Genomic DNA, 13505 nt, shown 5'->3' with positions numbered 1-13505 from the left:
CCCAGCGAGATCATTCCATGCCCGAGCGCTTCATCAAGTCCGAGCCCTACGCCTGGCCCTACAATGGCGACCTGCGGCCGCAGAACACCGCGCTCATCATCATCGACATGCAGACCGATTTCTGCGGCGTCGGCGGTTATGTCGATAAGATGGGCTACGATCTTTCGCTGACCCGGGCGCCGATCGAGCCGATCAAGAGGCTGCTCGCCGTGATGCGGGCGCAGGGCTTTCACATCATCCACACCCGCGAAGGCCACCGGCCTGATCTGGCCGACCTGCCCGCCAACAAGCGCTGGCGCTCACGCCAGATCGGCGCCGGGATCGGCGATCCCGGCCCCTGCGGCCGCATCCTTGTGCGCGGCGAGCCCGGCTGGGACATCATTCCCGATCTCGCGCCGTTGCCGGGCGAGCCGATCATCGACAAGCCCGGCAAGGGCTCGTTCTGCGCCACCGACCTCGAGCTGATGCTGCGGCTGCGCGGCATCGAGAACATCGTGCTGACCGGCATCACCACCGACGTCTGCGTCCACACCACGATGCGCGAGGCCAATGACCGCGGCTTCGAATGCGTGCTGGTCGAGGATTGCTGCGGCGCGACCGACCGGAGCAACCACGACCACGCGCTGAAGATGATCAAGATGCAGGGCGGCGTGTTCGGCGCGGTGACGAAATCCGCCGACCTGATCGGGGCGCTGTCGTGATCATCGGCGAGCCGCCGCTACCATCAGGCGCATTCGGCGTCGACGCCATCGCCATGACGATGCGGTTCGGCGATTTCGCAGCGCTCGACAATGTCGAGCTCAAGGTGCGTCCCGGCTCGTTCCATGCGCTGCTCGGCGAGAACGGCGCCGGGAAGAGCACGCTCGTCAAATGCATCATGGGCTATTACCACGCCACCGAAGGCGAGATCATCGTCGGTGACCGCCAACAGGCCATCGCCAACCCGAAGGACGCTCATGCGCTCGGGCTCGGCATGGTCTACCAGCACTTCACGCTGGTGCCTGCGATGACAGTCGCGGAAAACCTGGTGCTGGCGCGCGATCATGTGCCTGCCGTCGTCGACTGGCGGAAGGAGAAAACCGAACTCGAAGCCTTCCTGGCGAAAATGCCGTTCAAGGTGCCGCTCGACGCACGAGTCTCCGACATCTCAGCGGGCGAACGCCAGAAATGCGAGATCCTCAAGCAGCTCTATCTGAAGCGCCGATTCCTGATCCTGGACGAGCCGACCTCGGTGCTGACGCCGGGCGAAGCCGACGAGGTGCTCGGCATGCTGCGCGCGATGGTGGTCGCGGGCGAACTGACCATCCTGATGATCACGCACAAGTTCCGCGAGGTGATGGCGTTTGCCGACGACGTCACGATCCTGCGCCGCGGCAAGCTCGCCGGCACCGGCCGGGTCGCCGACCTGACGCCCGACGAGATGGCGCGCACCATGATCGGCGCGGAGCAGTTGACGGTGCAGCCGCCGCGCACCGGCGAGACCGGCGCGCCGCAGCTCGAGCTCGACAAGCTCACCGCGCGCGACGATGCCGGCGCAATCGCCGTGCATGGCGTGTCGCTGACCGTGAAGAGCGGCGAGATCGTCGGCATCGCCGGCGTCTCCGGCAACGGCCAACGCCAGCTGGTCGAGGTGTTGGCGGGCCAGCGCGAGGCCGAGAGCGGCGTGATCCGCGTCCAGGGCGAGAGTTACTCGGCGAGCCGCGAGGAGATGCGCCGCCACAAGATGTCGCTATTGCCGGAGGAGCCGCTGAAGAACGCCTGCGTGGGCGGCATGAGCGTCGCCGACAACATCGCGTTCCGTGAATTCGACCGCGCTCCGTTCGCACGCGGCGGCTGGTGGCTGAACCGCGCAGCATTCCGCCAGGATGCCGAGCGCAAGATCAACCGCTACAAGATCAAGACCCGCACGCCTGATACGCCGATCGCGGCGCTGTCGGGCGGCAACGTGCAGCGCGCGGTGCTGGCGCGCGAACTCTCGGGCGATGTCGAGGTGCTGATCGCCGCCAATCCGTGCTTCGGGCTCGACTTCGCGGCGGTGGCGCAGATCCACGCCGAGATCATGGCCGCCCGCAACCGCGGCGCGGCGGTGCTTTTGGTCAGCGAAGATCTCGACGAACTGCTGGAATTGTCGGACCGGCTGGTCGTGATGTTCCACGGCGCCTTCGTCCACGATATCAGCGCCAGCGAGGCCGACCTCACCGAGATCGGCCGCCACATGGCCGGGCATTGACGCGCGCTAAAGCATGATGACGTCAAGTTGAGCTGCCGGCCACAATGACGGTGCGCTCCCTCTCCCGCTTGCGGGGGAGGGTTGGGGTGGGGGCTCTCTCCGCGAGTCACATTGTGGAGAGAGCCCCCACCCGGATTGCATCTCCGATGCAATCCGACCTCCCCCGCAAGCGGGAGAGGTGCAGCCAGTTTGCCGCAAGACCGATTCAACGTGCCTTCATTTTGCGCTAGCCGATCTCGAACGCCTGCGCGGCGAGATGCTTCAGATTGGCGTGCCAATGCTCGGCGATCGCAAGCCGGGTCGGCACCCAGACCCGCTCGTGCCTCTGGATGTAATCGAGGAAGCGCATCAGCGCGGCGGCACGGCCCGGACGGCCGACGACCCGGCAATGCAGGCCGATCGACATCATCTTCGGTCGCGTCGCGCCCTCGGCATAGAGCACGTCAAAACTGTCCTTCAGATAGGTGTAGAACTCGTCGCCGCCGCCAAAACCCTGCGCGTTGATGAAGCGCATGTCGTTGGCGTCGAGCGTGTAGGGGATCACGAGATGCGGCTCGCTGCCGGGTGATTTGATCCAGTACGGCAGATCGTCGGCGTAGGAATCGCAGAGATAGCGCAGGCCGCCGGCCTCCATCAGAAGCCGCAGCGTGTTGATCGAGGAGCGGCCGGTGTACCAGCCGAGCGGGCGCGCACCGGTCGCCTCGGTGTGCACGGCGATGGCGCGCGCGATCTCGGCGCGCTCCTCGTCCTCCGACATGTCCTTGTGCTCGACCCAGCGCAGGCTGTGGCTTGCGATGTCCCAGCCCGCTTCCTGCATCGCCGCAACCACATCCGGATTGCGCTTCAGCGCCATCGCGACGCCGAACACCGTGGCCGGCAGCTTGCGCTCGGTGAACATCCGCCACAACCGCCAGAAGCCCGCGCGCGAGCCATACTCGAACATGGTCTCGATATTGGCGTGACGCTGGCCGACCCAGGGCTGCGCGCCCAAGATGTCGGACAGGAATGCTTCCGAGGCGCGATCCCCATGCAGGATGTTGTTCTCGCCGCCTTCCTCGAAATTGACCACGAACTGCACGGCGACGCGCGCAGCGTCGGGCCATTTCGGATCGGGCGGATTGCGGCCGTAGCCGCGGAGATCGCGCGGGTAGCGGGCCTCGGTCACATCAGATTTCCTCGATGCGGATCTGCTGCGCGCCCTTCCACAACACCGTCTTGCCGAAGGCGGTGAGGTTCTCCAGCCCCGAGGTCAGCGTGATGAAATGATTGCCGGCGAGCTGGCCCATCTTGCTGGCGAAGTGCACGCCGCCATAGGCGAGCAGGATCTCGGTCTCGCTGATGCCGCCGGGATAGAGGATGATCTGGCCCGGCGCCGGATAGCTGGTGTGGTTCTCGTAGGAGACGCCGAAATCGAGATCGCCGAGCGGCATCCAGACGCCCTCGCCGCTCCAGCGCACATGGATCGCCTGGCTCTCGAACGGCATCGCCTTGCGGAAGGCGGCGACCGTCTTCGGCGCCAGCTGCTCCTCGAAACGGGCGTCAAAGGTGAACTCGCCGGCGCGGACAATCAATTTGCTCATCGATCTCTCGTGGGTCTGCTGGAAGGAGTGACGCTCCAACCATTGCCGCCGCCCCGCGCCGGACGCAAGGCCGATTCCGGCTGGGAACGCCGGTTTTTCGGCGCAGGCGGCCCGCGGCAACGCAGATTTGAGCAGGGTTGCGTTGCGCCTCGCCTCCCTGTTTGCGAACCTGCCGCGGCACGTCAAACAGGGTGAGGCGATGACAAAAAACAGTCTGCACGGACATGTGGCACTGGTGACCGGCGGTTCGCGCGGCATTGGTGCGGCGATCGTAAAGCAGCTGGCGGACGCCGGCGCCGCCGTCGCGATCAATTATCGCGAGCGCTCGGCCGAGGCGGAGACGCTGGCGAAGGGCATCATTGCCGCCGGCGGCCGGGCCGTCGCTGTCGCCGCCGACGTCTCGGAAGCTGCCGCTGTCACCCGCCTGGTCGAGCGCGCCAAGTCCGAGCTCGGCCCGGTCGACATCCTCGTCAACAATGCCGGGATCGCCATCGTGCGGGGCGTCGACGATCTCACCGAAGAGGATTTCGACCGCACCATCACGGTCAATCTCAAATCGGCGTTTCTCTGCACGCAGGCGGTGCTGCCGGTGATGCGGACGCGACAATGGGGCCGCATCGTCAACATCTCCTCCGGTGCTGCGCGCGGCGCAGGCTCCATCGGCCCGCACTACAACGCATCGAAAGCGGCGATGGAAGGCCTGACCCGCGGCTATGCCGCGCGCCTCGTCAAGGAGGGCATCACCGTCAACGCCGTCGCGCCCTCGCTGATCGAGACCGACATGATGAAGGGACAGAGCGGCCTGGTCAGCCGGATCCCGATCGGCCGCTTCGGCACCGCCGAAGAGGTCGCGCAGGCCGTGATGCTGCTGGTCAACAATCCCTACATGACCGGACAGACCATTGCGATGAGCGGCGGCATGGCGTTCAACTAGCCCATGGTGACTTTTTTGAATCGAGCCGCGGACTCGGTATCACCTCGCCCCGCGTGCGGGGAGAGGTCGGAGCGCATCGTTAGATGCGCTCCGGGTGAGGGGGAGTCTCCGCGAATACAGCTATCACCGGATACGCGGAGGCGGCCCCTCACCCCAACCCTCTCCCCGTAAGGACGGGGAGAGGGAGCGCAGCGCCATCGCGACGACGGTTCAACCCAAACTCATCTCTAGGGCGCCCGCCATCTTGACCGCATCGCGCGATTGCCCTACCGCTTGCGGCATGAACCGCTCGATCCTGATCGCCCATCTCTGGTGGCTCCCCGACTGACAGGCGGGCCGAAACGCGTTCATGCATTTTCGGGGCCGCCGCATGGGGCGGCCTTTTTCATCTCATCCAGCCCGCATGCGGTGTCCCCATTCAACCGAATGGAGATATCATGACCAAACCAATCATCCTCACCGGCGACCGCACCACCGGGCCGCTGCATCTCGGCCACTACGCCGGCTCTCTGCGCAGCCGCCTGAAATTTCAGGACACCCATCAGCAGTTCCTGCTGCTCGCCGACATGCAGGCTTTGACCGACAATGCGCACGACATCGGCAAGGTCAGCCGCAACGTCATCGAGGTCGCGCTGGACTATCTTGCCGTCGGGATCGATCCCGAGCGCACCTCGATCTGCCTGCAATCGCAGCTACCGGCGTTGGCGGAACTATCGATGCTCTATCTCAACCTCGTCACCGTGGCGCGGCTGGAACGCAATCCCACCATCAAGGACGAGATTCGCGCCCGCGGCTTCGGACGCGATATCCCGGCCGGCTTCCTGTGCTATCCGGTGGCGCAGGCCGCCGATATCACGGCGTTCCGGGCCACGGTCGTGCCGGTCGGGGAGGACCAGGCGCCGCTGATCGAGCAGACCAACGAGATTGTCAGGCGCGTCAACGCGCTGGCCGGCGGGCCATTGCTGCCCGAAGCCGAAGCCATCATCCCGCGCGCGGGACGGCCGCCCGGCGTCGACGGGCGCGCGAAGATGAGCAAATCCGCGGGCAATGCGATTCCGCTTTCGGCCGCGCCCGATGATATCTCGTCCGCGGTGCGCGCGATGTTCACCGATCCGGATCACCTGCGCGTCGCCGACCCCGGCAAGGTCGAGGGCAATGTCGTCTTCACCTATCTCGACGCATTCGACGACGATCATCATGCCGTCGAGGAACTGAAGGCGCGCTATCGACGCGGCGGACTCGGCGATGCAACCATCAAGCGGCGGCTGGAGGACATTCTGCAAGCCCTGATCGCACCAATCCGAACCCGACGCGCCGAGCTGGCGACCGATCGCGACTACGTCGCTGACGTGATCAGGCGCGGAACCCTGAGGGCGCGCGAGATCACTGAGCGCACCAAGCGCGATGTCATGGAAGGGCTTGGTTTGGAAGGACTTGGCTTGTTCCAGCTCTGAACGCCGCTGTCATCAAACCACGGCAGGAACTGTGCTTGGCTGTAACAGTTGCCCGCTTGGCGAAACCGGATTTGGAGCATGTCGTGATCGATCCGAAAGCGCTTCTCGAACGCGCCGCGCAGCTGGCCGATCAGGCCAAGGGCGAGGAAGATACCGGCATCCGCGACCGGTTGCTGCGCATGGCCGAGCATTACCGCGATCTCGCCGCGCACGAGGCTTGGGCTCACGAAAATCCGCCGTCGGTCGGCGCGCTCACGAGCGCGCTCGGCCCCCGCGCGCATTGAGCTGATCGCGAGAGCAGGCCGTCAGCTGACCCGAATGCGACAGCTCAGCGACTGACGCGCGCCCGGAGCAATCTGCATCAGGCCCGGCTTGTCCGCGAACTCGCCGTCGAAATCCGCGGGGCTGGCAAAGCCGTGCCACGGCTCGATGCAGAGGAACGGCGCGCCGCCAGGCTTCGACCAGATGCCGAGTTCGCGAAAGCCGCGCCAGGACATTTCGATCGCCGCGCCTTGCGTGGCTGCTGCCGGGCCTAGTGTCGCTGTGAAGAGGATCGATGTACTTGCGACCTGATCGAAGACCATCGCGTCGTCATCGAACAGATCCTCCGACAGCGCAAGCGTTCTGCCCTTGACCGGATTGGGTTCAGGCTGCCGCCGCATCAATCCATCCTTCAACCGCCGGATCGGCGCGGGTTCAGTCTTGCCGAAGGTCAGCGTGTAAGCCTCCTTCGGCAGCCCCGGCACCAGCGGCCAATTGAAAGCGGGATGACCGCCGAGCGAGGCCGGCAGCATCTCGGCGCCGGTGTTGATGATGTCGAACGCGACGTCGAGATCGGCGCCATCAACGGTGTAGGTGACCTCGAGCCTGAAGGCGAAGGGATAGCGTGCACGTGTGTCGGCATCGTCGGTCAGCGCGAGCTTGCAGGATCGCGGTCCCTGTTCCACCCAGGCAAAGCGGCGGTCCCGCGCAAAGCCGTGCTGCGTCATCGGATAGGTCTTGCCGTTGTGGCGCAGCGTGTCGTTCTTCAATCGGCCGACGATCGGGAACAGGATCGGCGCGTGGCGCGGCCATTGCGGGCCGGCCTGCCACAGTAGTTCGGTCCCTTCGGCATTGCTGAGCGACGACAGTTCGGCGCCCTGTGCCGAAATGGTCGCGGCGATCTTGTCGCCGCGCAACGTATGACTGTCGCTCATGCTCGCCTCGCCGGGTTGCGCTGTGCTGTGACACGAGATGTGCGATGGCGGCGAAGCCGTCAACCCCGAAGCGATGGGGCCGTCCATGCGGGGGGCCCCAAGCTCTGGGCTAGCCAGCGATCTTGGAGAAATCAGGCTGGCGGCGCTCGGCAAAGGCGGCAAACGCCTCGCGCGCCTCCGCGCTCATCAGCCGTTCCTGGAAGATCTCGCCCTCGCGCGCCATTTGCGCGCTGATCCTGGCGGGGTCGCGCATCAGCGCCTTGGTGTGCTGGAGCGAGCCGAACGGCCGCTTCGCCAGTGCGTCGGCCGCCGCGCGGGCCTTGGCGCGGAGATCTTCGAGCGGCACGACCGCATTGGCAAGGCCGATCGCAACAGCCGTCTCCGCCTCGAGCGGCTCGCCGAGCGCGAACATCGCATAGGCCCGTGCGTAGCCGATCCGCTGAGGCAGCAGATAGGTCGACGCCGCCTCCGGCACCAGCGCGAGGTTGACGAACGGCGTGATCAGCCGCGCGGTCGGCGCGAGGTAAACGAGGTCGCAATGCAGCAGCATGGTGGTACCGACGCCGACCGCATTGCCCTGCACGGCGGCAACCAGCGGCCGCGTCGCCCTGGCGAGGCCGGCAAGGAAGCGCGTCACGTGACGCTCGCCCTGTACGCCACGCGACACCGCGGCGAAATCGGCGAGATCGTTGCCCGCGGTAAAGCTGTCGCCGTCGCCCTGCAACAGCACGGCGCGGATCGAGGAGTCGCCTTCCGCGCGCTCGAGCGCGTCCGCCATCGCGCCATACATCGCGTTGGTGATCGCGTTCTTCTTGTCCGGACGCGCCATCGTCACGGTGAGAACGCCATTGTCCAGCGCTACGACCACTTCACTCATGCCTCACTCCTGTTGCTTGCTTCTTGTTTGACGCGTTTTCTTCACGCGAACCGGTACCCACTTCGCTTGAAAACGCCCTAGCCGTCTTTGTCCTTCGGAAATTTCTCCTGCAGGCTGGTTAGCCAGCGCGACACCACGTCGATTTCCGCTTCCGAAAATCCGTCCATCAGGCGGTTGTTGATCACCCTGGTCCGGGTCGCGGCGCGCTTGCCGAGTTCCTGCCCCGCCACGGTCAGATAGAGCCGCTGGCTGCGCCCGTCCTCGCCGTCGCGCCGGCGCTTCACGAGGCCCGCACGTTCCATCCGGTCGGCGAGCCCGGTCATCGCCGACGGCACGATGTCGAGCGCCTGCGAAACGTCGCCGATCAGCGCGCCGTCATTACGCCCGAGAAAGAACAGCACGCCGGCCTGGGCCGACGTCAGATCGTGCGCGGCCGTCTCCTGGTCGATGGCGCGCTGCAGCCGCCGATAGGCCACGGTCAGAAGAAAGATCAGCCGGTGTTCCGCTTTCATGCCGTCGTTATATATTTCGCATGCGAAATATCAAGATACTTCGTGCGCGAAATATCTGGCGAATTTTCGCCCTCCAGCACAGCGCGCGCAGCATACCGGCCGGAACGGGCGCCTTCCACCGGGCGTATTGCGACATTTTGATCGCGTCGCCGGATCGTTGCGCTGCGGTTCAGCAGAAAACCCTTGATCGCGATCGATCAAACGGGAAATCTTTCCGTCCGGGAGCCGCCCGTTGCCTCGCGGTTCCGGCGGGGTCACGAGAGTGTCATGACGTTAGCGGCAAGTCCGGCCAGGGAGCGCGTTGTCCGCCCGAAGCGGCCGCGGCATCTCAGCGAGGCCATGCGTTGTGAAACCGCGTTTCGCCTGATCCTGTCCGAATGCCTCGAGGAAGTCTCGACCAACCACGAGGCCTTGAGCTCCGGCGATCCCACCGCCCTGCACCAGACCCGTATTGCGCTGACGCGGCTGAAGGCGGCGATCGCCTTCTACGGCCCGATGGTGGCGGACAGCGAATGGACGCGACTGAAATCCGAACTGAAATGGCTGAGCGCCTATCTCGGCGCAACGCGCGATCTCGACGTCGCGATCGAGAACAGCAAAGGCTTGCCCGAAGAGCGCATGCTGATGACGGCACGAACCGATGCGTTCGAAGCCCTCAGGGAGGCGCTGCAAAGCGACCGGTACTGGCAATGGTTCGACGGCATGTGGGACTGGGTCGGCAGCGGCCCCTGGACCACACGGCAGGATCCTCGCGCGGCGCAAAGGCGCGCCGTGCCGGTCTCGGTGTTTCACGCGCGACGGCTGGCGCGATGGCATGGCAAGCTGTGTCACAAGAGCCGCGGGCTGCAAGGCATGGGCAAGAACAAGCGCCACCGCGTCCGCCTCGCCAGCAAGCGGCTGCGTTACGCCATCGAGTTCTCGGAAGGCGGACTGCCTGCCGACGTCTATGCATCGTGGCGCGACGTGCTGAAGCATCTGCGCAAGGGACAGCAGCTGCTCGGCGAACTGAACGATGACGAGGTCCGCCGCAAGCTGTTCGAAAGTGCCGATGCACTGGATCAGGGCGCCGACGAACGCGAGGCCAGGCACCAGCGGGTGCACGAGCGCAAACGCAAGAGCCAGCTGCTGCGCCGCGCCGCGGCGATCTACCGGAAGATTGCCGAATGAAAGCAACTGCCCGCTCCCGCTCTGCCAATTTCCTTCATCCCCTTCCCTGCGGTCATCCCCATGCCTGACGGCTCCTCCACGGCACATCTCTATCGTCCCAAGCTCGTCACCACGCTGACCGAAGGGTACGGCGTTGCCCCCTTCCGGCATGATGTGATGGCCGGGCTCACGGTGGCGGTGGTGGCATTGCCGCTCTCGATGGCGATCGCGGTGGCTTCGGGCGTGACGCCGGAGCGCGGGCTGTTCACCGCCATCGTCGGCGGCTTTTTGGTCTCCGCGCTGGGCGGCAGCCGCTTTCAGATCGGCGGACCGGCCGGTGCCTTCATCGTCCTCGTCGCCGCAACGGCCGCGCAGTTCGGCGTCGAGGGCCTCATGCTTACCGTGCTGGTGTCCGGCCTGATGCTGACGCTGATCGGCGCCTCGGGACTTGGATCGCTGATCCGCTACATCCCGCACCCCGTCACGGTCGGCTTCACCTGCGGAATCGCGGTCACCATTCTGGCGAGCCAGCTGCGCGATCTGGGCGGGCTGACGCTTGCCGGTGCCGAGCCCGGGCCGCTTCTGCCGAAGCTCGCAGCGCTCAGCCACGCGCTTCCGACCTTGAGCTGGTCCGCGCTCGGCATCGGCGCCGGCTCGGCCGCCGTGATCTTCGTGCTGCGCGCGGTGAAGCCAACCTGGCCGGCGATGCTGATCGCAATCGTGCTCGCGTCGATTGCGGTCGTGCTGCTGCATCTGCCGGTCGAAACCATCGGCAGCCGGTTCGGTGAAATCCCACGCGGCCTGCCGGTGCCGCATATGCCGGAGTTCTCGTGGGCGCTGCTGCTGCAAATCCTGCCGGCCTCGCTCTCCTTCACGCTGCTCGGCGGCGTCGAGAGCCTGCTCTCGGCAAAGGTCGCCGACAGCATGACCGGCCGCAAGCACCGCTCCAACATGGAGCTGGTGGCGCAGGGCATCGCCAACATCGCCTCCGCCCTGTTCGGCGGCATCAGCGTCACCGGCACGATCGCCCGCACCGCGACCAATATCCGCGCCGGAGCGCGCAGCCCTCTTTCCGGCATGATGCATTCGGCCTTTCTGCTGTCGTTCATGATGCTCGCCGCGCCGCTTGCCAGCTACATTCCGCTCTCTGCGCTGGCCGCGGTCCTGGTCGTGGTGTGCTGGTACATGGCAGAGAAGGAGGAATTCCTGCGCCTGATCAGGGATCGGCGCAGCGCCGCGGTGCTGATCACGACCTTCGGGCTGACGGTGTTCAAGGATCTGACCTTCGGCATCATCGCCGGGTGCCTGGTCGCGGCAATGTTCGCCGGCATCGACCGCTGGACCGCAGACAAGAAGGGCTAGGCCGCTCCAGCATCGTTAGAGCTTCGGTTCTGATTGAATCAGAACCAAGGCTCTAGATTCTTGTTTTGACGCGTTTTCTTTACGCGAACCGGTGTCCACTTCGCTCGAAAACGCTCTAGCCGCTGTCGCGCAGCACCAGCTCGAAGCCGAGATCGATACGGCGCTCGCCGCCACGCTCCAGCGTCAGCGTCGCCGCGGTGCGGCCGATCGCATCACCATGCACGCTGATCGTGCTCAGCGTCGGCGAGATCAGCTGACCCATTTCGAGATCGCCGAGCCCGATCACGGCGACCGGCTGCGCCGATGCCGGCCCCTCGCGCAGCACCCCGGCCTTGCGCAGCCCCGACATGAAGCCGATCGCATGCGCATCGTTGGCGGCAAACACCGCATCGACACCAGGCAGACGGGCATGCGCCGCCACGCTTCCCGAATCCTTGCGGTCGAGGATCAGCCGGCGCGGCTCGGCGAGGCCGCTTGCGAGGGCCTCATCCCTGAAGCCGAGCCAGCGGCGGGTGCCGCGCGGATCGTCACCGCCGATGAAGGCAAGCTGCTTGCGTCCCTGCGCGACCAGATGTTTCGCGACGGCAACACCAGCCTTGTAATTGTCGAAGCCCGCGACCGCGTCGATCGGGTTTGCCGGCAGATCCCAGGTCTCGACGATCGGGATGCGCGCATTGCGCAGCAGGCGGCTGCCCTCCTCCGTGGCGGGTGAGCCGACCATGATGATCGCCTCGGGCCGCCGTGACAGCAGCGCCGCCAGCACGCGGTCCTCGCGCACCGCGTCGTAGCGCGACTGCGCCAGGATCACCGAGAAGCCGAGCGGCTCGAGCTTGTCGGAGAGGCCCTGCACCGTGTCGGCGAAGATCGAGTTGGCGATGGTCGGCACCAGCACGCCGACCGAATTGGTCCGCGCGCTCGCCAGCGCGCCCGCCACCAGGTTCGGGACATAGCCGAGGTCGCGCATCGCCAGTTCGACCCGCGCCCTTGTCTCCGGGGCGACCAGGTCGGGCATCCGCACCACCCGGCTCACCGTGATCGAGGAAACGCCGGCACGCTTGGCCACCTCCGAGAGGGTGGGTGCGGCATCCGCTGGGCCAGTCCTGGGGGCAGTCACATCGGAGCTCATGGACAGGACCCTGCACGATTCCAGGTTGCCAAGCCATGATGTTAGCGCTAGCATCGCCACATGTTATCGCTAACATGGAACAAAATCGGAGAAACGGCATGATTTCGGACGAGCAGGCCCAAGCCTACAAGCGCGACGGGGTGATCGTGGTCCCCGAGGTGCTCAACCGGGAGACCCTCGCCAAAGTGCGCACGGTGCTCGCAGAGCTGGTGGCCGGCGCAGCCTCGGTCAGCGAGCACACCGACGTCTACGACCTCGAGCCGGGCCATACGCCGGAGACCCCGCGCGTCCGCCGCATCAAGGCACCGCACAAGGTGCATCCGATCTTCGACGAGATCGTCCGCAGCCCCGCCGTGATCTCGATCCTGACCAGACTGATCGGCCCCGGGCTTCGCCTGCACGGCTCAAAACTCAACATGAAGTCGGCGCAATACGGCTCGCCGGTCGAGTGGCATCAGGACTGGGCGTTCTATCCGCACACCAATGACGACATCCTCGCGATCGGCGTGCTGCTCGACGATTGTGATATCGAGAACGGCCCGATGCTGGTGACGCCGGGATCGCACACCGGCAGCACGATGTGGGATCACCACGGCGAGGACGGCCACTTCGCGGGGCTGATCGATCCGGACCAGATCGAGGGCGACATCAAGCGCGCGGTGCCCTGCATGGGCAAGGCCGGCAGCATGTCGTTCCACCATGTGCGCGCGCTGCACGGCTCGGCGACCAACACATCGAATCGGCCGCGCAACCTGCTGCTCTATGAAGTGGCCGCGAGCGACGCCTGGCCGCTGATGGGCGTGAAGGATTTTGACGAGTTCAACAGCCGCCTGCTCGCTGGTCCTCCGGTGGTCGCACCGCGGCTCACCGACGTGCCGGTGCGGATGCCACTGCCGCCCGCCAAACGGCAGGGATCGATCTACGAGACCCAGTCAGCCGCGAAGAAATCCTACTTCACGCGCGCCGCTTAAGTCCGACGACAATGCCCGCGGGCCAAGCCGCGGGCATTGCTGCTTTCACGAGCATGATCCGGAACCACGCGATCGCGCTCGATCAAAACGACCATAAAAACAGACATAACGGGGAAA

At 65.7% G+C, this 13505-nt stretch carries 13 protein-coding genes and 1 pseudogene; 8 read left to right on the top strand and 6 right to left on the bottom strand.

The features are described 5' to 3' along the window. Positions 1 to 17: 17 nt before the first annotated feature. Together WDM24_RS11390 and WDM24_RS11385 are read left to right on the top strand one after the other, a co-directional pair. Positions 18 to 701 (top strand): isochorismatase family cysteine hydrolase, encoded by a 684-nt coding sequence (locus tag WDM24_RS11390; protein WP_338831262.1) that lies wholly within the window; start codon positions 18 to 20, stop codon positions 699 to 701. Beyond that, positions 698 to 2230, top strand: coding sequence for an ABC transporter ATP-binding protein (locus tag WDM24_RS11385; RefSeq protein WP_338831261.1), 1533 nt, complete (start codon positions 698 to 700; stop codon positions 2228 to 2230). The genes WDM24_RS11390 and WDM24_RS11385 overlap by 4 nt, the downstream gene beginning before the upstream one ends. A gap of 226 nt (positions 2231 to 2456) precedes the next feature. On the opposite strand, the gene puuE is transcribed toward WDM24_RS11385, so the two are convergent. Together puuE and WDM24_RS11375 are read right to left on the bottom strand one after the other, a co-directional pair. Then, on the bottom strand, positions 2457 to 3395 hold the full coding sequence (gene puuE, locus WDM24_RS11380) for an allantoinase PuuE (protein ID WP_338831260.1): 939 nt from the start codon (positions 3393 to 3395) through the stop codon (positions 2457 to 2459). 1 nt (position 3396) lies between these two features. After that, positions 3397 to 3810, bottom strand: a complete 414-nt coding sequence (locus WDM24_RS11375) for a DUF3830 family protein (RefSeq protein WP_338831259.1) — start codon at positions 3808 to 3810, stop codon at positions 3397 to 3399. Positions 3811 to 4009: 199 nt separating this feature from the next. Here WDM24_RS11375 and WDM24_RS11370 point away from each other — a divergent pair, with 199 nt between their 5' ends. From WDM24_RS11370 to WDM24_RS11360, 3 genes are all read left to right on the top strand, one after another. After that, positions 4010 to 4744 carry a 3-oxoacyl-ACP reductase family protein gene (locus WDM24_RS11370; protein WP_338831258.1) on the top strand — a complete coding sequence of 245 codons (735 nt, stop codon included), beginning with the start codon at positions 4010 to 4012 and terminating at the stop codon, positions 4742 to 4744. Positions 4745 to 5181: 437 nt separating this feature from the next. After that, on the top strand, positions 5182 to 6198 hold the full coding sequence (gene trpS / locus WDM24_RS11365) for a tryptophan--tRNA ligase (protein ID WP_338831257.1): 1017 nt from the start codon (positions 5182 to 5184) through the stop codon (positions 6196 to 6198). An 83-nt stretch (positions 6199 to 6281) separates the two neighbouring features. Further along, entirely contained in the window at positions 6282 to 6482 is a 201-nt protein-coding gene (locus WDM24_RS11360; RefSeq protein ID WP_338697809.1) for a hypothetical protein, read from the top strand. Positions 6483 to 6503: 21 nt separating this feature from the next. Here WDM24_RS11360 and WDM24_RS11355 read toward each other — a convergent pair whose 3' ends face one another. From WDM24_RS11355 to WDM24_RS11345, 3 genes are all read right to left on the bottom strand, one after another. Beyond that, a complete protein-coding gene (locus WDM24_RS11355) occupies positions 6504 to 7394 on the bottom strand; it encodes an aldose 1-epimerase family protein (protein ID WP_338697807.1) in 891 nt (296 codons plus the stop codon). Positions 7395 to 7503: 109 nt separating this feature from the next. Then, the gene (locus WDM24_RS11350; protein WP_338697805.1) at positions 7504 to 8271 is read right to left on the bottom strand and encodes an enoyl-CoA hydratase-related protein; all 768 of its coding nucleotides are present in this window, start codon (positions 8269 to 8271) and stop codon (positions 7504 to 7506) included. A gap of 77 nt (positions 8272 to 8348) precedes the next feature. Further along, positions 8349 to 8783 carry a MarR family transcriptional regulator gene (locus WDM24_RS11345; protein ID WP_338831256.1) on the bottom strand — a complete coding sequence of 145 codons (435 nt, stop codon included), beginning with the start codon at positions 8781 to 8783 and terminating at the stop codon, positions 8349 to 8351. A gap of 267 nt (positions 8784 to 9050) precedes the next feature. Here WDM24_RS11345 and WDM24_RS11340 point away from each other — a divergent pair, with 267 nt between their 5' ends. Beyond that, on the top strand, positions 9051 to 9950 hold the full coding sequence (locus WDM24_RS11340) for a CHAD domain-containing protein (RefSeq protein ID WP_338831255.1): 900 nt from the start codon (positions 9051 to 9053) through the stop codon (positions 9948 to 9950). A 60-nt stretch (positions 9951 to 10010) separates the two neighbouring features. After that, positions 10011 to 11249: pseudogene (locus WDM24_RS11335) on the top strand (SulP family inorganic anion transporter); the annotation flags it as partial. A 157-nt stretch (positions 11250 to 11406) separates the two neighbouring features. Here the strand turns inward: WDM24_RS11335 and WDM24_RS11330 are convergent. Next, positions 11407 to 12405, bottom strand: coding sequence for a LacI family DNA-binding transcriptional regulator (locus WDM24_RS11330; protein ID WP_338831254.1), 999 nt, complete (start codon positions 12403 to 12405; stop codon positions 11407 to 11409). Positions 12406 to 12515: 110 nt separating this feature from the next. On the opposite strand from WDM24_RS11330, the gene WDM24_RS11325 reads away from it, so the two are divergent. Beyond that, positions 12516 to 13388, top strand: a complete 873-nt coding sequence (locus WDM24_RS11325) for a phytanoyl-CoA dioxygenase family protein (RefSeq protein ID WP_338831253.1) — start codon at positions 12516 to 12518, stop codon at positions 13386 to 13388. The last annotated feature ends 117 nt before the right edge of the window (positions 13389 to 13505 follow it).

Origin of the sequence: Bradyrhizobium sp. 27S5 (genome assembly GCF_037217225.1) — a bacterium.
GTDB classification, from domain to species: Bacteria; Pseudomonadota; Alphaproteobacteria; order Rhizobiales; family Xanthobacteraceae; genus Bradyrhizobium; species Bradyrhizobium septentrionale.
Note: the sequence above shows the minus strand (reverse complement) of the source record. Positions and strands in the feature narration are given on the sequence as shown.